Here is a 17,768-nt window from a genome sequence, read left to right as displayed (position 1 = left end):
GTCGCTATGCGCGTGATGGGTGTGGACCCGGGACTGACCCGGTGCGGGCTCGCGCTGATCGAGACCGAGCCGGGTCGGGCCGTCACGGCGTTGGACGTGGACGTGGTGCGGACGACCGCCCAGGAACCACTCGAGAGGCGCCTGCGGGCGGTCCACGCCGTAGCGGACGAGTGGATGGAGATCCACCGCCCGGACGTGGTCGCCATCGAGCGGGTCTTCGCCCAGAACCAGGTCTCCACCGCCATGGGCACCGCCCAGGCCGCCGGCGTCGTGGCACTGGCCGCCGCCTACCGCGACATCCCGGTGGCCTTCCACACGCCTTCCGAGGTCAAGGCCGCCATCACCGGCAGCGGGCGCGCGGACAAGAAGCAGATGACCCTGATGATCACCCGGATCCTCGGCCTGCAGAAGCCCCCCAGCCCGGCGGACGCGGCCGACGCCCTCGCCCTGGCCGTGTGCCACAGCTGGCGGGCACCCATGCAGGGTCGGGTCGCCGCGCTCGACGGCCACGTCGCGCGGTCCCGCGCCGGGTTCGAGTCGAAGGTGGCGGCCGCGCGGAACGCGGCCACGTCGAACGCACACGGTGGTCGCAACGCGGCCGCCGATCAGGAGCGCGCCCGGGCCGCGGCCCGGGGCATGGCGCGGACGAAGGGAGTGCGCTGGTGATCGCCTCGATCCGGGGAACCGTGGCCGAGATCGGCCTGGACCGCTGCGTGGTGGAGACCGGGGGAGTCGGGGTGCTCGTGCACGCGACCCCCGCGGCGCTCGCCGGACTCCGCCGCGGGGCGGAAGGAATGCTCCACACCGAGCTGGTCGTCCGCGAGGACTCGCTCACCCTGTACGGATTCGACTCGGTGGACGCGCGTCAGTTGTTCCTCACCGTCCAGACCGTCTCCGGCGTCGGGCCACGACTGGCACTGGCGATCGTCGCGACCCTCGAGCCGGAGGCCCTCGTCCGGGCTCTCGGAACCGGGGACGTCAAGGCGTTGACCCGGGTCCCGGGCGTCGGTAAGCGAACCGCCGAACGCATGGTGCTGGAACTCAAGGACAAGGTCGGGCCCGTGGCGGACGGCGGTTCCGTGGGGATCCCGGGCGGCGCGACCGTCGGGTCGGCTGCGACCGAGGTCGCAGAGGCACTCGAGGGCCTGGGTTTCTCCTCCGCGGAGGCCGAGAAGACCGCCACCGCGGTGCTCGCCGCCGAACCGGACCTCGACCCGGCGCAGGCCCTGCGGCTGGCCCTCAAATCACTTGGTAGGCGCTGATGGCGGGACCGATCGACGCGGCCGGCGACGGGTATTCCCCCAACATCGACGACGGAACGGACCGGGAGGGCGAGCTGTCCGCGTCCGCGACCCCGTTCGACACCGACGTCGAGGGCGCCCTCCGACCCCGCAGCCTGGGCGAGTTCATCGGCCAGGAGACGGTCCGAGAACAACTGGACCTCGTGCTCACCGCCGCCACCCGCCGTGGGGTCGTGCCCGACCATCTGCTCTTCTCCGGGCCGCCCGGGCTGGGCAAGACGAGTCTCGCGATGATCGTCGCGGCCGAACTCGGTGGATCGCTGCGGATCACCTCCGGTCCCGCCCTCGAACGACCCGGCGACCTCGCCGCGATGCTCTCCAATCTCATTGAGGGCGACGTGCTGTTCATCGACGAGATCCACCGCATCGCGCGCCCGGCCGAGGAGATGCTCTATCTCGCGATGGAGGACTTCCGGATCGACATCATGGTCGGCAAGGGGCCCGGTGCCACCTCGATCCCGCTGGAGATCGCCCCGTTCACCCTGGTCGGTGCCACCACGCGATCCGGAGCGCTGACCGGTCCGCTGCGCGACAGGTTCGGGTTCACCGCGCACATGGACTTCTACACGGACACCGACCTCGCCAGGATCGTCACCCGCGCCGCGGACATCCTCGCCATCCCCGTCGAGCCCGATGCCGCGCTGGAGATCGCCGGCCGGTCGCGGGGCACACCCCGTATCGCCAACCGGCTCCTGCGGCGGGTCCGTGACTTCGCCGAGGTCCGGGCCGACGGTCGCATCACCGTGCCCGTCGCCAGGGCCGCCCTCGAGGTGTACGAAGTGGACGAACTGGGGCTCGATCGTCTCGACCGCGCGGTCCTGAGGGCGCTCCTCGTCCAACACGAGGGCGGGCCCGTCGGACTGAGCACTCTGGCGGTGGCCGTGGGGGAGGAGTCCACCACCCTCGAGGAGGTCTGCGAGCCCTTCCTCGTCCGCGCCGGTCTGCTCGCACGCACCCCGCGCGGGCGGATCGCCACCGCCGCGGCGTGGGACCACCTGGGGCTCACCCGCTCCGACAACGCGGCCGGGCAGCCAATGCTGCCGGTCGAGGTCGACCGGGGCCCCGGCGCGCGCGGCTGAGCCCCGGACTGGCATCCTCGGACGAGACCGTCCGTAGCCCGGACCCGCCAGCGACCCGGAACCGGCGGGTCCATGTCAGGAGGACCCGAATGGGACTGGAACTGCTGCTGCCGTTGATGATCGTCGTGCTGATCGTGCTGATGGTCCTGCAGAGCACGAGACAACGCAGGGCGATGAAGGACATGCGGGAGATGCAGGCCTCACTGACGGCGGGTGATCGCGTGCTCACCACCTCGGGCCTCCGCGCAACCATCGTCTCCGTGGGAGACGAGACCGTGGAACTGGAGATCGCGGAGGGTGTCCACACCCAGTGGGACCGTCGGGTCATCCGCGAGAAGATCGACGCCGGTACGCCCCCCGGAGCCGACACCGGCACCGGTGCCGCGGATTCCCTGTAGGCCACGACCGGCGAGTAGTGTAATGGGGCCCTCCGGCCGGAGGCCCCAGACGAAGACCGAGAGAGATCACCTGTGTCACCAGCTCGTCCTCGAGGCGCCGACGCCCGCCCCAGACCGTGGGCGCTGCTGTCCGCGTTCTTCCTGGTGCTGTTCATCTTCTTCCTCGGCGCCTTCGCCGTCGCCGAGCGCGGCCTGACGCCGAAGCTGGGCATCGATCTGCAGGGCGGTACCCGCGTCACGCTGATCCCCAAGGGAGACCCCGACGAGGCGGACCTACAACTGGCCCAGGACATCATCCGGGACCGGGTCGACGGGCTCGGCGTCGCCGGGACCTCGGTCGTCATCGAGGGCAGCAACATCGTCCTCACGGTGCCCGGTGAGGACTCCAGCCAGGCCCGTGACCTCGGCACCACCTCACAGCTGACGATCCGTCCCGTGCTGCAGGTCCAGCCCGTCGCCGAGGGCGACGTCGAGCCCGTGCCCGCCGCCAAGGGGGACCGCGACGCCGTCGCCAGGGAGGTCGAGGAGGCCCGCGAGCTCCGCCAGGGCGACCCGCAGGAGCTCACCGAGACCCTCGCGACCTTCCGCTGCCCGGAGCGCGATGTCCTGGCCGGCTTCGACGACCCGTCCCAGGCCCTCATCGCCTGCGGCGAGGGCGCCAAGTACGTCCTCGGCCCGGTCCCGTTGCTCATCGGGGAACCGGAGGACGGGAAGCGGCTCGACGGGCAACAGATCGTCAAGGACTCCGTCAGTTCCGGGTTCAACCAGCAGGCCGCCAAGAACGAGGTCTCCTTCCGGTTCAACGCCGGACCCGGTGAGCAGGGCAGCGCCACCTGGTCCCGCTTGACCCAGGAGAACCTCCAGCGGCAGATCGCCATCCTCCTCGACGGCGAGGTCATCAGCGCGCCCGTCGTCCAGGGCGTCACGCCGGTCGGTTCGGCGACCTCCATCACCGGTGACTTCAGCACGGACGAGGCGGCCTCTCTCGCCGCGAACCTGCGCTACGGTGCCCTGCCCATCTCCTTCGAGGACCCCAACGTCGACAACGTCCCGGCGTCCCTCGGTCTGGCCTCGCTCGAGGCGGGCCTGCTCGCGGGCGCCATCGGATTCCTGCTGGTACTGGCGTACTCGGCCTTCTTCTACCGCCTGCTCGGTGTGCTGGCGTTCCTCTCGCTGGCCCTGTCGTTCCTGCTCACCTACATCCTGTTGGTGTTCCTCGGATACACCGTCGACTACAGCCTCGACCTCGCGGGCATCGCGGGCCTCGTCATCGGTATCGGCATGACCGCCGATTCCTACGTCGTGTTCTTCGAGCGCATCAAGGACGAACTGCGGGACGGCCACCGTTTCAGATCCGCGGTGCCGCGGGCCTGGAAGAGTGCCAGCCGCACCATCGTCACCGGCAACATGGTCAGCCTCATCGGAGCGCTGGTGCTCTACCTGCTGGCCAGCGGCGAGGTGCGCGGATTCGCGTTCACCCTGGGCCTCACGACCATCATGGACGTCTTCGTCGCGTTCACCGTGACCTGGCCGCTCGTCTACCTCGCCTCCACCAAACCCACCTTCGCCAAGACCTGGGCGAACGGGATGGGACGGATGGAGAACCTCCAGGCAGCCGCGGCGGAACAGCGCCGCATCGACCGGAAGACCGAGAGCGATCTCGAGCAGGGCCAGGGCCGCGGGGTCACCGCGACCATCCGCGGCCCGGGCGGCGACACCATCACCGAACCGCGCACCGAGCGTCCCGCCACCGATGAGGAGGAGGGCCGATGAGCACTCCCACGACCACCGAGCCCGGGAGCGGCGCCGCCGCCCCCGCCGGCCGGTCCGACAGTTTGTTCACGCGGCTCTACACGGGGACCGGGGCGTTCGGCATCGTCCCGAACCGCCGGAGGTTCTACGTCCTCACCACCGTGATCGTGGCGATCTGCCTGGCGAGCATCATCTTCCGTGGCTTCAGCTTCGGTATCGACTTCACCGGTGGCACCAAGCTCACCATGCCCGCAGCCGACCACGACAAGAGCCGCGTGGCCGCGGTGGTCGAGGAGTCGGTGGGTGAGGAACCGCAGACGGTGCAGATTGTCGGAGCCGGGGACGCGCGCATCGTCGAGGTGGAGACGCGGTTCCTCACCAGCGACGAGATCCGTGCGGCCAAGAACGCCCTCTTCGAGGAGTTCCGGCCGGTCACGGCCGACGGTGACGCCTCAGTGGAGGCGATCGGCGACTCCGCGCGCTCGGAGAGCTGGGGAGGACAGGTCACCGAGAACGCACTGATCGCACTCGGGGTGTTCCTCGTCATCGTCTTCGCCTACATCGCGTTCCGCTTCGAGTGGCGGATGGCCACCGCAGCCATCGTCGCCCTGCTGTTCGACGTACTGACCACCGCCGGTGTCTACTCTCTCGTCGGCTTCGAGGTCACCCCGGCCACCGTGATCGGTCTGCTGACCATCCTCGGCTTCTCGCTGTACGACACGGTGATCGTGTTCGACAAGGTCGAGGAGAACACCCGCGGCATCAGACACACCACGAGCCGCACCTATGCCGAAGAGGCGAACCTGGGTGTCAACCAGACCCTCATGCGTTCGATCCACACCACCATCATCGGCGTGCTGCCCCTGCTGGCGCTGGTCGTGATCGCCGTGTGGATCCTCGGGGTGGGCACCCTCATGGATCTGGCACTCGTCCAGATGGTGGGGATCATCACCGGCACCTTCTCCTCGGTATTCCTCGCCACACCCCTGCTGGTGTCGCTCAAGAACCGCGATCCGGAGATCAGACGCCAGACCGCCAAGGTCCTGGCCCGACGCGAGAAGGCCGAGGCCGCCGCATGACCGAACCAACTCTCAGCCCCGTCTCACCTGCCATCAGTTCGGCCGTGGAGCGGTTGATGCGTCGCGTCGACGATTTCCCCTCCGCGGGCGTCCAGTTCTGCGACCTCACTCCGGTCCTCGCGGACGCCGACGGCTTCGATGCCGTCGTCGCCGGGCTGATCGCCGGGCACGAGATCGGCAGTGTGGACTACGTCGCCGGGCTCGACGCCCGGGGGTTCCTGCTCGCCGGCGCGGCAGCCGTGCGGCTACACACCGGGGTCCTGGCCATCCGTAAGGCCGGCAAGCTCCCGCCACCGGTGCATTCGCGGTCCTACGAGCTCGAGTACGGCGCCGCCACGTTGGAACTCCCCGCGGACGGGCTCGATCTCGGGGGGAAGCGCGTCCTCGTCGTCGACGACGTCCTCGCCACCGGGGGGACCCTCACCGCCGCGGTCGGTCTGCTGGAGGACTGTGGGGCGATCGTCGCGGGGCTGTCCGTGGTACTCGAGGTCCCCGGCCTCGGGGGGCGGGATAGACTGGCCGCCACACCGCTGACCTGCCTCACGGTCGCGTGACCGCCGGCCGTTCCTGACGGCCCGGAACTGGAGGGAGGAGCCGGAGATGACGCAACGGCAGGACCCCGCCGGGCAGCCGGACGGGGGCGCGCAACCCGGACAGACGGCTCAACCCCAGCCCTCGACACCCCAGCCCCCGACACCCCAACCCTCGACCCAACCGCTCCCCGTGATCCCGGGCAACCGCCCGTCCGCCGGTCGACGGGTGCGAGCGCGGTGGGCGCGCCGCCTCACCTCGGGACTGACCGTCACCTCCACACCGGCGGTTCTCGAACCGCTGGTGCGCGTCCACCGGATACACCACCCCAAGGCCGACGTCGGTCTGCTGGCCCGCGCGTACACGCTCGCCGAGAAGCAACACGAGGGCGTCTACCGCAAATCCGGCGACCCCTACATCACCCATCCACTCGCCGTGGCGACCATCTGCGCGGAGATGGGGATGGACACCACGACGCTCGTGGCGGCGCTGCTGCACGACACGGTCGAGGACACCGACTACTCGCTCGCGCGGCTGGAAGCCGACTTCGGCGGTGAGGTCGCCCATCTGGTGGACGGCGTCACCAAGTTGGACAAGGTCGAGTTCGGCGAGGCCGCCGAGGCGGAGACCATCCGCAAGATGATCATCGCGATGGCACACGATCCCCGCGTCCTGGTGATCAAGGTCGCCGACCGCCTGCACAACATGCGGACGATGCGGTTCCTGCCGCCGGAGAAGCAGGTCAAGAAAGCGCGGGAGACCCTCGAGGTGATCGCCCCGCTCGCGCACCGGCTGGGGATGGCGACCATCAAGTGGGAACTCGAGGACCTCGCCTTCGCGATCCTAGAGCCGAAGAAGTACCAGGAGATCGTGCGGCTCGTCGCCGACCGGGCCCCCAGCCGCGACGTCTACCTGCAAACGGTGACCAACCGGGTCAGGGCGGACCTCGAGAAGGCGCACATCCAGGCGCGGGTCGAGGGCCGACCCAAGCACTACTGGTCGATCTACCAGAAGATGATCGTGCGCGGTCGGGAGTTCGACGAGATCCACGACCTCGTGGGCATCCGTGTCCTGTGCGAGGACGTGCGCGACTGCTACGCCGCGATCGGGGTCGTCCACTCGACGTGGAAGCCGATGCCGGGGAGGTTCAAGGACTACATCGCCCAGCCCCGCTTCGGCGTGTACCGGTCGTTGCACACCACCGTGATCGGACCCGACGGCAAACCCCTCGAGATCCAGATCCGCACCCACGAGATGCACCGCAACGCGGAGTACGGCATCGCGGCGCACTGGCGCTACAAGGAGACCCGCGGCAAGCACAACGGCGACCCCGCCGAGGTCGACGAGATGGCGTGGATGCGGCAACTGCTCAGCTGGCAGCGTGAGGCCGCCGATCCCGGCGAGTTCCTGGATTCTCTGCGCTTCGAGATGACCAGCAAGGAGATCTTCGTCTTCACCCCCAAGGGGGACGTCATCAACCTGCCGGTCGGCGCCACGCCCGTGGACTTCGCCTACGCGGTCCACACCGAGGTCGGTCACCGCTGCATCGGGGCACGGGTCAACGGCAAACTCGTCGCCCTCGAGCGCCCGCTCGAGAACGGCGAGGTGGTGGAGGTCTTCACCTCCAAGGACCACAACGCCGGCCCCAGCCTGGACTGGCAGAAGTTCGTGGTCTCCGGCCGCGCCAAGAGCTCGATCCGGCAATGGTTCGCCAAGGAGCGCCGCGAGGAGGCCCTGGAGCGGGGCAAGGACCTCATCACCCGTGAGGTCCGACGCGGCGGGGTCCCCGTCCACCGCATCTTCTCCAACGAGTCGCTCGCCGGCGTGTCCCGCGAACTCGGATTCGCCGACGTCACCGCGCTCTACACGGCGATCGGGGAGAACCACGTCTCCGCCAAGACCGTGGTCGGTCGTCTCATCGCCGCCCACGGGGGCGTGGACGAGGTCACCGAGGAACTGGCCGACCGCTCCCGCGACAAGACCATGACCCCGCCCCGCCCCACGACCTCCGGGGCCGGCGTGCTCGTGGGCGGTGTCGAGGACGTCCACGCCAAGCTCGCCCGCTGCTGCACCCCGGTGCCGGGGGACCAGGTCCTGGGCTTCATCACGCGCGGCGGCTCGGTCAGCGTGCACCGCACCGACTGCACCAACGCCTCCGACCTGCACCGGGAGCCGGAGCGATTGGTCAAGGTCGAGTGGGCGCCCCAGCCGGGCGCGGTGTTCCTCGTGGCCATCCAGGTGGAGGCCCTCGACCGTCACCGTCTGCTCTCCGACATCACCAAGGTGCTGGCCGACGAGAAGGTCAACATCCTCTCCGCCTCGGTGCAGACCGCGGGCGACGACAGGGTGGCGATCTCCCGGTTCACCTTCGAGATGGCCGACCCCAAACACCTGGGTCACGTCCTCGGTGCGGTCCGCAAGGTCGAAGGCGTCTTCGACGTCTACCGGATGACCTCGAACTGACCGACGCCTCCGCGGCTGACCGACCCCTCCGCGGCCGGCGGTCGCGGACCCGGTGGGACGACACCGGCCCCGGCCGGGAGGCCGGGGCCGGTGCTCACGGCCGGGTGCTACGGGTTCACGCCTCGGGCAGACCCTCCTGGGCGCCGACCGTGACCTTCTCGATCACCACCGGTCGGCGCGGTGCCTCGTAGTCCGGATCGCTCTGGTCGTCGCTCTTCGTCCCGGCCTCGGCGATCTCGTCGAGGACCTCCAGACCGGACTCGCCGATCGTGCCCATCACGGAGTACTCGGGCGGCAGCATGGAGTCCTCGTACACGAGGAAGAACTGACTCCCGGCGCTGTTCGGCGCCTGCGACTTCGCCATGGCGACCGTGCCGCGCGGGTAGACCGACATACCCGAACCGTCCTCGGCCACGGGGAGATCGGTGGGCGGCTCGTCCACGATCGAGTACCCGGGGCCCGAGAGCCCGGTCCCCGTGGGGTCACCACACTGCAGGACGGAGAGCTGCGAACCCTCCCCGCCCTGCGTCAGTCGATGGCACTCGGTGTCGTCGAAGTACTCCTGCTCGGCGAGGTGCACGAAGCTCGCGACGTTGCAGGGGGCGCCCTCACGATCGAGCGTCAGGGGGATCTCGCCGCTACCGGTGGTCACCACGATCTCGGCCGTCCCTCTCCTGGGCTGGTCCCCGGTCGGGGGGTCCATCTCGCGCTTGGACTCCTCGATCTCGTCGACCTGCTCGTTGAAACGACGTGCCTCGGCGACGATCTCGGGCCCCTGGTCCTCGAACTCCGCCGGGTCGACCTTCTCCATGGGACTGGTGTCCTGCGGGTACTCGCAGGACACCCAGTCGGCGGCGTACTGCTCGGCGCGGGACTGTTCCGCCTTGTTCCAGACCACGACGCCCACGATGCCGAGGAGGACCACCACCACGACCGAGGCACCGGCGATCTTCAGCTGCTTCTCGCGGCGCGCCTGCGCCTCCATCTGCTCACGCAGACGTTGGCGCGCCTCGGCTCGGCGTTCCTGGTTGGTGGACACTGACCCTCCTGGGGACCTGGACTAGGCTGGGACTCCACGGGCGGACCCGTACGGTGGGGCTCCGTGAAGAGCCCCACGCGGCGGTCCAGCCCAGGGTCCTTGTCTACCAGGTCGGGTAGTGACGGCCGAACGCCACTCCGGTGTCGGGCGCCGTTGCCCGGCACCGGGCGCCGAACGGCGCCGACAGTGTCGAGAAAGGGAGTACGGGACGTGCAGATCGTCGGTTTCCCCGCCGGGATGTTCCAGACCAACTGCTACATCGTGGCGGACGACGCGGGCGACTGTGTGGTCGTCGACCCGGGGCAGGACGCGGAGGAACAGGTCCGCCGTCAGATCTCCGAGGCCGGGCTCCGGCCCCGCGCGGTGCTGCTCACGCACGGGCACCTCGACCACATCTGGAACGCACGGCAGGTGGCGGATCACTACGGGGTCCCCGCCTACATCCACCCCGAGGACCGCGAGATGCTCTCCGATCCGGGCAAGGGCCTCTCGCTCGACCTGTCGGCGATGCTCAAGGGCGTCACCTTCACGGAGCCGGCCGAGGTCATCGAGGTGTTCGACGGCGACACCCTCACCCTCGGCTCGATGACCTTCGACGTGGACCACGTCCCGGGTCACAGCCCAGGCTCGGTCTCGTTCCGGATCACCGTGCAGACCGAGGACGGACCCCGGCTGGTCGTGCTCGGTGGGGACGTACTGTTCCAGGACGGTGTGGGACGCACCGATCTGCCCGCGGGGGACACCGAGGTGCTCATGCAGTCCATCGCCAAGAAGTTCCTCGTCCTGGACGACGACGCCGTCGTGTTACCCGGGCACGGGCCGTCCACGACCATCGGTCGTGAGCGTCGGTCGAATCCGTTCCTACGCGACCTCTAGACCCACCACCCCACCCGCCCCTCGAGACCCAAGGACGCCTCACCAGTGACCGGCAACGTCAAGAAGACCGCACTCAAGGCACCGAAGGGTGTTCCCGACTACGTGCCTCCGGCGTCCGCCGGGTTCGTGACGGTCCGGGACGCCATCACCACCGCCGCCCGTCGCGCCGGGTACGGGCACGTCGAGTTGCCGATCTTCGAGGACACGGCGTTGTTCGCGCGCGGCGTGGGGGAGTCGACGGACGTGGTGTCCAAGGAGATGTACACGTTCTCCGACAGGGGCGGCCGGAGCGTCACCCTGCGCCCCGAGGGCACGGCCGGGGTCATGCGTGCGGTGATCGAACACGGGCTGGACCGAGGCCAGCTCCCGGTCAAGCTCTGCTACGCGGGGCCCTTCTTCCGGTACGAGCGCCCCCAGGCCGGCCGGTACCGCCAGCTCCAGCAGGTGGGCATCGAGGCGATCGGCGTCGACGACCCGGCGCTGGACGCCGAGGTGATCGCCGTCGCGGACGAGGCGTTCCGCTCCCTCGGACTCACCGGGTTCCGCCTCGAGCTCACCTCACTCGGAGACGAGACGTGCCGCCCCGACTACCGGGAACGGCTCCAGGATTTCCTCACCGGGCTGGACCTCGACGAGGCGACGCGGGAACGCGCGCGGGTCAATCCGCTGCGCGTCCTGGACGACAAGCGCCCCGAGGTGCGTGCCCAGCTCGAGGGCGCTCCACTGATGATCGATCACCTGTCGGACGCGAGCGCCGAGCACTTCGCGACCGTTCGGGCGCACTTGGACGCCCTGGGCGTCGCGTACGAGGTCAATCCCCGCATGGTGCGGGGCCTGGACTACTACACCAAGACGACCTTCGAGTTCGTGCACGACGGCCTCGGCGCCCAGTCCGGGATCGGTGGCGGCGGCCGCTACGACGGCCTGATGGAGCAGCTCGGCGGCCAGGCGCTGTCCGGCATCGGGTTCGGTATCGGTGTGGACCGCACGGTGTTGGCACTGCAGGCCGAGGGGATCGACCCGGCGGCCGAGGGGCGCGTCGACGTGTACGCGGTGGCTCTCGGCGCGCAGGCCAAGGCGACCCTGGTGCCCGTCCTCGCCGAGTTCCGCCGCAGCGGGCTCCGCGCGGACATGGCATATGGGGACCGCGGCATGAAGGGCGCCTTCAAGGCCGCGGACCGCTCCGGAGCGGCGGTCACCGTCGTCGTCGGGGAGAACGAGTTGGCCACCTCCACGGCCGTCGTCAAGACGATGGCCACCGGCGAGCAGGAACCTGTGCCCCTGGAGGGTCTCGTCGACCACGTGACCAGGGCCGTCGCCCGGTGACCCCGGCGGTCCGGCGGCACTGACCGACCGGGGCCCCGCCCACGCGCCAGAGCCGGGCGCCTCAGAGCTGTGCGCCTCAGAGCTGTGCGCGGAAGGTGTCGCAGGCCTGCATCGAGCCCTGCTCGTAGCCCGTCAGGAACCACTGTCGGCGCATCTCCGATGACCCGTGGGTCCACGAGCCCGGGTCGACACGGGCGCCGCCGGTGCGCTGGATGTGGTCGTCGCCGATCGCCTCGGCGGTCCGGACGATCGCGTCCACGTCGCTCCCGGTGAGGCTCTCCAGCAGCGGCGGGCCGCCGTCGGGCGCCGGGGTCGAGGTGGCGTAGTGGGCCCACAGGCCGGCGTAGCAGTCGGCCTGGAGTTCGACCCGGACCGCACCCGAGGAAGGGCCCTGCGGGTCCTGCTGCGACCGGCGGATGTCGCCGAGCATGGTCTGCAGGTGGTGGCCGAACTCGTGGGCGACGACGTACATCTGCGCCGCGCCGGAGGGTGGGCCACCGAGCTGGCGCACGAGGACCCGGTCGAAGAACGCCGGATCGAGGTAGACGCCCTCGTCGGCCGGGCAGTAGAACGGTCCGATGTCGGAGGAGGCGCCACCGCATCCGGTGTCGACGGCACCGGTGAAGATGGTGGTGTGGGGCTGGACCCAGCGCATCCCGATCTGGTCGGGCAACTGTGTGTTCCACACGTCCTCGAGGCTCTCGGTGGTGGCGACGACGCGGCAGATGGTGTCGGTGTTGGCCTGCTGCAGGTCGCACTGGTCGATGTGGGCCTGGAACTGCTGCGCCGAGTCGGAGGTCTGTGCCCGGCCGCCGGTGGCGCCCGGGTCCGTGCCACCGCCGTCGAGTCCGAGCTGGCCGGGGTCGACGCCGAGGAACAACGCGATGACGACGACGACGAGGCCACTGACACCCCCACCGACCGCCATCCCCCGGCGACCCCCTCGGCCCCCGCCGGAGACCCCGCTGGTGTCCAGTCTCCCGCCCTGCCGGAACGTCATATCGTCACCTCTCGTCCACACCGGCCGCCGGTCCACCCGGGCACGCCGCACCACCACGGTGCTTGTCGGATCACTGTATGGGCCGGCGGTACGCCGTCACAGCCGACACGGGGAACACCCGGGGGTGGACGTAGACTGTCCCTCGTCCGAACCCGGGGCCGACCGCTCATCCGGCGGTGGGTCCGTTCCGGAGTTCGCCGACCACACGACTTTTCCCGACGAGAGGACAACCGCAGTGCTGCGCACCCATTCCGCCGGCCAGCTCCGAGCCGCCGACGCAGGGGAGACCATCACCCTGGCCGGCTGGGTCGCGCGCCGCCGGGATCACGGCGGGGTCATCTTCGTCGACCTCCGCGACTCGACCGGCGTCTGCCAGGTGGTGTTCCGCTCGGAGGACGTCGCTGAGCGCGCACACCGCCTCCGCAACGAGTACTGCGTGGCCGTGACCGGCGTGGTGGACCGCCGCCCGGAGGGGTCGGAGAACCCCAACCTCGCCTCGGGCGAGGTCGAGGTCGACGTGACCTCGTTCGAGGTCCTCGGCGAGGCCGCGGCCCTGCCGTTCCAGTTGGACGACGAGGTCGGTGAGGAGGCGCGTCTGCGCCATCGTTACCTCGACCTGCGGCGCGAGGGCCCGGGCGCCGCACTGCGCCTGCGGTCGAAGGTCAACGCCGCCGCCCGCAACGTCATGGCGCGCCACGACTTCGTGGAGATCGAGACGCCCACGCTGACCCGCTCGACGCCCGAGGGGGCCCGCGACTTCCTCGTGCCCGCCCGCCTGCAGCCGGGGACGTTCTACGCTCTCCCGCAGTCGCCGCAGCTGTTCAAGCAGCTGCTCATGGTGGCCGGGATGGAGAAGTACTACCAGCTCGCCCGCTGCTACCGGGACGAGGACTTCCGCGCCGACCGGCAGCCGGAGTTCACGCAGCTGGACGTGGAGATGAGCTTCGTCGACCAGGACGACGTGATCGCCGTGGCCGAGGAGATCCTCACCGAGGTGTGGGCCACCGCCGGGCATCAGATCCCGACCCCCATCCCGCGCATGACCTACGACGAGGCGATGCGTCGCTACGGTTCGGACAAGCCCGACCTGCGGTTCGACATCGAACTGGTCGAGTGCACGGAGTTCTTCGCCGACACCCCGTTCCGGGTGTTCAAGGCGCCATACGTCGGCGCGGTCGTCATGAAGGGCGGGGCGTCGCAGCCCCGTCGTCAGCTCGACGCCTGGCAGGAGTGGGCCAAGCAGCGAGGCGCCAAGGGCCTGGCGTACATCCTCGTCGGTGAGAACGGCGAGCTGGGCGGCCCCGTCGCCAAGAACCTGTCGGACTCCGAGCGCGCCGGGATCGCCGCGCACGTGGGCGCGGAGCCGGGGGACTGCATCTTCTTCGGCGCCGGAGCGGTCAAGTCCACCCGGGCGCTCCTCGGTGCGGCACGCGGCGAGATCGCCGAGAAGCTCGGCCTGATCGACCCCACCCGGTGGGCGTTCACCTGGGTCGTCGACGCCCCGATGTTCGAGCCCGCGGACGACGCCACCGCCGCCGGCGATGTGGCCGTCGGTTCCGGTGCGTGGACCGCCGTGCACCACGCGTTCACCTCACCCAAGCCCGAGCACCTCGACACGTTCGACACCGATCCGGGATCGGCGCTGGCCTACGCCTACGACATCGTGTGCAACGGCAACGAGATCGGTGGCGGGTCGATCCGTATCCACCGCAAGGACGTCCAGGAGCGGGTCTTCGGCGTCATGGGCATCTCGCAGGAGGAGGCGCAGGAGAAGTTCGGGTTCCTGCTCGACGCCTTCTCCTACGGCGCCCCCCCGCACGGTGGCATCGCCTTCGGCTGGGACCGCATCTGTGCGCTGCTGGCCGGAACCGAGTCCATCCGCGACGTCATCGCCTTCCCCAAGTCCGGCGGCGGGGTCGACCCGCTCACCGACGCTCCCGCGCCGATCACCACCCAGCAGCGCAAGGAGTCCGGCATCGACGCCAAGCCGGTCCAGCGCGGGCAGGCCGCCCAGGACGGGGCCGCAGCCGAGTAGTACCCGGGGCGGGCGGCCCCGGGCGTCTCAGAGGTGGAACGCCTCCAGCGCCGGGCGCCCGTCCATCCCGGAGTGGTCGAGTCCGAACAGCCGGGCCACCGTCGGCGCCACGTCGAGGGTGCGCACGGGACGGTCGACGACCTGCCCCCGGCGGACGATCCGGTGCCCGCCGGCGATGAAGAACGGGATGCCGAGCGTGACCTCGTGTCCGTGGTTGCCGGGGATGGGGTTGGAGAACGGGGTGGGGTCGGAGAACCGCCATCCCGGATGACAGGTGGCCACGAGGTCGCCACCGCGCTCGCCCAGGTCGAGTTCGGCCGGATCGTAGAGGCGGTTGACGCCCGGGAGCGCGCCGACCACCTCACGCAGGCGCGCCAGGGTCGCCTCGCGTTCTCCGGCGGGGCCGAGGTGGGCGAAGGTGTCGGCGCCCCCGTTCTGGGCGATCCCGACGCGCCCGCGCAGCGCGGGGTCGGCGTCGATCGCGCCGGCGGCACTGATGAGGCGCAGCGGCTCCGACCAGTCCATGCCGTGATCGGCCAGCACGATGAGCACCGATCGTTCCCACCGGCCGGTGGACCGCAGGTACTGCTCGAGGTCCCAGAGTTTGTGGTCCGAGTTGTACACCGCCTGGTTGCGGGCCAGTCGCAGTGAGGTGCCGGACAGGTCCATGTGGCCGAAGCGGTCCATGTCGCCGAGGTTGACGAACGTCATCCGCGGGGCGTGGTCGGTGATGGTCTGCTTGAGGGCCTCGACGGTGAACCAGTCGAGCGAGTGGTCGGTGACCGGCACCAGCGGGAAGGGTGCCCACTGCACGCTCGCGCGGCCGCCGAACAGGCCGTGTAGGTAGTCCTTGCTGAGCACGCTCGCGGTGGTCAGACCCGCCTCGGTCCGGATGCGGTCCAGCACGGTGGCCGCCCGCAGGTCGTCGGGCCGGTCGAGGGTCCTCTCGTCCCCGATCGCGTGGTCCCAGATGGCGTTCGCGGGCACCCCGTTGCGCGCGGGCAGCACCCCGGTGACCATGGCGGCGTGGTTGGGCAGGGTCTCGGCGATCATCACGGAGGAGGCGTCGGTGAACCGCGTCCCCTCGGTGGCCCATCGGTGCAGGGTGGGCGCCTGGGCCGGGTTGAGTTCGTCGGGCCTCATGCCGTCGGTGACGATCACGTAGACGTCGAGGTCGTCGGCCACCGGGCGCACCGGGTTCGCCCACACGGGGGCGGGGTCGGCGAGCAGGGTCACCCCGACGGCGCCGGCGGCGACCATGCCGGCGCCGGCGAGCGCCTCACGACGGGTGAGTGTGGGTCCGTGGGTGGGGTTGTCGTCGCGGCACATGGGGCTGGGGTCCTGACGGTCGGGTGGTGGCTGGCGGGGCGGTGTGCCCGGCGTAGGACGTGACACACCCGACCACCAGGGAACCCGACGACGACGAGGGCTGCCCGCACTTTCGGTGATCGGACGCCGAATGTTCACCCGGGGGTCGGAGTCCGGGCCCGCCGGTAGCCTGGTCGGCGTGACAGACGATGCCGGGTTGTTCGCCGCCGGGGACGCGGGCGGACACGCGCCCCTCCCGCCCGCGGCGGGGGACGTGGACCCGTCCGCACCGCTGGCCGTGCGAATGCGGCCGCGGACCCTCGACGAGGTGATCGGCCAGGAGCACCTCCTGCGGCCCAACTCCCCGCTGCGGCGGCTGGTGGAGGGGCGCGGCGGCTCCTCGCTGATCCTCTACGGTCCGCCGGGTACCGGGAAGACGACGCTCGCGAACCTCGTCGCGAGCACCTCGGGTCGGCACTTCGTGGCGCTGTCCGCGTTGAGCGCGGGGGTCAAGGACGTCCGCGCGGTCATCGACGACGCCCGCACCCGCCAGGTGCACGGTCAGCGCACGGTCCTGTTCATCGACGAGGTGCACCGGTTCTCCAAGAGTCAGCAGGACGCCCTGCTCGCCGCGGTGGAGAACGGCATCGTCCTCCTGGTCGCCGCCACCACGGAGAACCCCCACTTCTCCGTGATCGCCCCGTTGCTGAGTCGATCCCTCATCGCCGAGCTCCGGGGGCTGGACGACGCGGGTGTCGCCGGCGTCCTGAGGCGCGCGGTGGCCGAGGAGCGGGGCCTGGCCGGCGAGGTCGAGCTGACGGACGAGGCGGTGGAGGACATCGTCAGACTGTCGGGGGGCGACGCCAGACGCAGCCTCACGATCCTCGAGGCGGCGGCGGGGGCCGCGGAGGACGGGGTGGTGACCCCGGAGATCGTGGAGCTGAGCCTGGACGCCGCGCCGGTGCGCTACGACCGCGACGGGGACCAGCACTACGACGTCACGAGCGCGTTCATCAAGTCCATCCGCGGGTCCGACGTGGACGCCGCCCTACACTACCTCGCGCGGATGCTGGTCGCGGGGGAGGACCCGCGGTTCATCGCCCGGCGCCTCATGGTCCACGCCAGTGAGGATATCGGGATGGCCGACCCCACCGCGCTGCTGGCCGCGGGGGCCGCCGCTGAGATCGTGCAGAAGGTCGGACTGCCGGAGTGCAGGTTGGCGCTGGCGCAGGCCACCATCCACCTCGCCACGGCCCCCAAGTCCAAGGCGGTCATCGCCGCGATCGACGCCGCGATGGCCGACGTCCGCGCGGGCGGGGTGGGCGAGGTGCCCAAGCATCTGCGGGACGGCCACTACGCCGGGGCGAAGGGCCTCGGCAACGGGGTGGGCTACCGCTACGCCCACAACGCGCCCGCCGGGGTCGTGGCGCAGCAGTACCCGCCCGACGAACTGGTGGGGCGTGACTACTACGAGCCCAGCCCCCACGGGCACGAGCGGGACCTGGGTGCTCGGGTGGACAAGCTACGGAAGATCATACGAACAGAGACGTAGCCAGTTCTTGAGAAATATGTGAGTATCGT

At 70.3% G+C, this 17,768-nt stretch carries 15 protein-coding genes; 12 read left to right on the top strand and 3 right to left on the bottom strand.

The window, feature by feature from the left end; translation table 11 throughout:
- Window positions 1-6 precede the first annotated feature (6 nt).
- The 8 genes from OVA21_RS07410 (at window position 7) to OVA21_RS07375 (ending at window position 8,603) form a co-directional block, all read left to right on the top strand.
- On the top strand, window positions 7-666 hold the full coding sequence (locus OVA21_RS07410) for a crossover junction endodeoxyribonuclease RuvC (protein WP_268092146.1): 660 nt from the start codon (window positions 7-9) through the stop codon (window positions 664-666).
- Complete coding sequence (gene ruvA / locus OVA21_RS07405) at window positions 663-1,262, top strand: Holliday junction branch migration protein RuvA (RefSeq protein ID WP_268092145.1); 600 nt, start codon at window positions 663-665, stop codon at window positions 1,260-1,262. The genes OVA21_RS07410 and ruvA overlap by 4 nt, the downstream gene beginning before the upstream one ends.
- On the top strand, window positions 1,262-2,380 hold the full coding sequence (gene ruvB, locus OVA21_RS07400; protein ID WP_067717874.1) for a Holliday junction branch migration DNA helicase RuvB: 1,119 nt from the start codon (window positions 1,262-1,264) through the stop codon (window positions 2,378-2,380). Before ruvA ends, ruvB begins: the two co-directional genes overlap by 1 nt.
- Before the next feature lie 89 nt (window positions 2,381-2,469).
- The gene (gene yajC / locus OVA21_RS07395) at window positions 2,470-2,778 is read left to right on the top strand and encodes a preprotein translocase subunit YajC (RefSeq protein WP_120283366.1); all 309 of its coding nucleotides are present in this window, start codon (window positions 2,470-2,472) and stop codon (window positions 2,776-2,778) included.
- 144 nt (window positions 2,779-2,922) lie between these two features.
- Window positions 2,923-4,551, top strand: a complete 1,629-nt coding sequence (gene secD / locus OVA21_RS07390) for a protein translocase subunit SecD (protein ID WP_268093123.1) — start codon at window positions 2,923-2,925, stop codon at window positions 4,549-4,551.
- Window positions 4,548-5,609 carry a protein translocase subunit SecF gene (gene secF / locus OVA21_RS07385; RefSeq protein WP_253003643.1) on the top strand — a complete coding sequence of 354 codons (1,062 nt, stop codon included), beginning with the start codon at window positions 4,548-4,550 and terminating at the stop codon, window positions 5,607-5,609. Before secD ends, secF begins: the two co-directional genes overlap by 4 nt.
- Window positions 5,606-6,163, top strand: coding sequence for an adenine phosphoribosyltransferase (locus OVA21_RS07380; RefSeq protein ID WP_120283360.1), 558 nt, complete (start codon window positions 5,606-5,608; stop codon window positions 6,161-6,163). Before secF ends, OVA21_RS07380 begins: the two co-directional genes overlap by 4 nt.
- Window positions 6,164-6,209: 46 nt before the next feature.
- Complete coding sequence (locus OVA21_RS07375) at window positions 6,210-8,603, top strand: RelA/SpoT family protein (RefSeq protein WP_120283358.1); 2,394 nt, start codon at window positions 6,210-6,212, stop codon at window positions 8,601-8,603.
- A gap of 115 nt (window positions 8,604-8,718) precedes the next feature.
- On the opposite strand, the gene OVA21_RS07370 is transcribed toward OVA21_RS07375, so the two are convergent.
- Window positions 8,719-9,642: a peptidylprolyl isomerase gene (locus OVA21_RS07370; RefSeq protein ID WP_120283356.1), complete on the bottom strand. Its 924-nt coding sequence runs from the start codon at window positions 9,640-9,642 to the stop codon at window positions 8,719-8,721.
- A gap of 210 nt (window positions 9,643-9,852) precedes the next feature.
- On the opposite strand from OVA21_RS07370, the gene OVA21_RS07365 reads away from it, so the two are divergent.
- Together OVA21_RS07365 and hisS are read left to right on the top strand one after the other, a co-directional pair.
- The gene (locus tag OVA21_RS07365; protein WP_096905410.1) at window positions 9,853-10,518 is read left to right on the top strand and encodes an MBL fold metallo-hydrolase; all 666 of its coding nucleotides are present in this window, start codon (window positions 9,853-9,855) and stop codon (window positions 10,516-10,518) included.
- A 45-nt stretch (window positions 10,519-10,563) separates the two neighbouring features.
- Window positions 10,564-11,844 (top strand): histidine--tRNA ligase, encoded by a 1,281-nt coding sequence (hisS, locus tag OVA21_RS07360; protein WP_268092142.1) that lies wholly within the window; start codon window positions 10,564-10,566, stop codon window positions 11,842-11,844.
- Window positions 11,845-11,920: 76 nt separating this feature from the next.
- Here the strand turns inward: hisS and ypfJ are convergent, their stop codons facing one another.
- Complete coding sequence (gene ypfJ, locus OVA21_RS07355) at window positions 11,921-12,844, bottom strand: KPN_02809 family neutral zinc metallopeptidase (RefSeq protein ID WP_067717902.1); 924 nt, start codon at window positions 12,842-12,844, stop codon at window positions 11,921-11,923.
- Between the two features lie 235 nt (window positions 12,845-13,079).
- On the opposite strand from ypfJ, the gene aspS reads away from it, so the two are divergent.
- Window positions 13,080-14,879 (top strand): aspartate--tRNA ligase, encoded by a 1,800-nt coding sequence (aspS, locus tag OVA21_RS07350; RefSeq protein WP_067717905.1) that lies wholly within the window; start codon window positions 13,080-13,082, stop codon window positions 14,877-14,879.
- 27 nt (window positions 14,880-14,906) lie between these two features.
- Here aspS and OVA21_RS07345 read toward each other — a convergent pair whose 3' ends face one another.
- The gene (locus OVA21_RS07345) at window positions 14,907-16,208 is read right to left on the bottom strand and encodes an alkaline phosphatase family protein (RefSeq protein ID WP_067717908.1); all 1,302 of its coding nucleotides are present in this window, start codon (window positions 16,206-16,208) and stop codon (window positions 14,907-14,909) included.
- A gap of 130 nt (window positions 16,209-16,338) precedes the next feature.
- Between OVA21_RS07345 and OVA21_RS07340 the strand changes: the two genes are divergently transcribed.
- The gene (locus OVA21_RS07340) at window positions 16,339-17,739 is read left to right on the top strand and encodes a replication-associated recombination protein A (protein ID WP_082923987.1); all 1,401 of its coding nucleotides are present in this window, start codon (window positions 16,339-16,341) and stop codon (window positions 17,737-17,739) included.
- Window positions 17,740-17,768: the final 29 nt, after the last annotated feature.

The sequence above is a fragment of the Dietzia sp. SL131 genome, from assembly GCF_026672565.1.
Taxonomy (GTDB): Bacteria; Actinomycetota; Actinomycetes; order Mycobacteriales; family Mycobacteriaceae; genus Dietzia; species Dietzia kunjamensis.
This window is presented reverse-complemented; position numbering and strand designations above follow the sequence as displayed.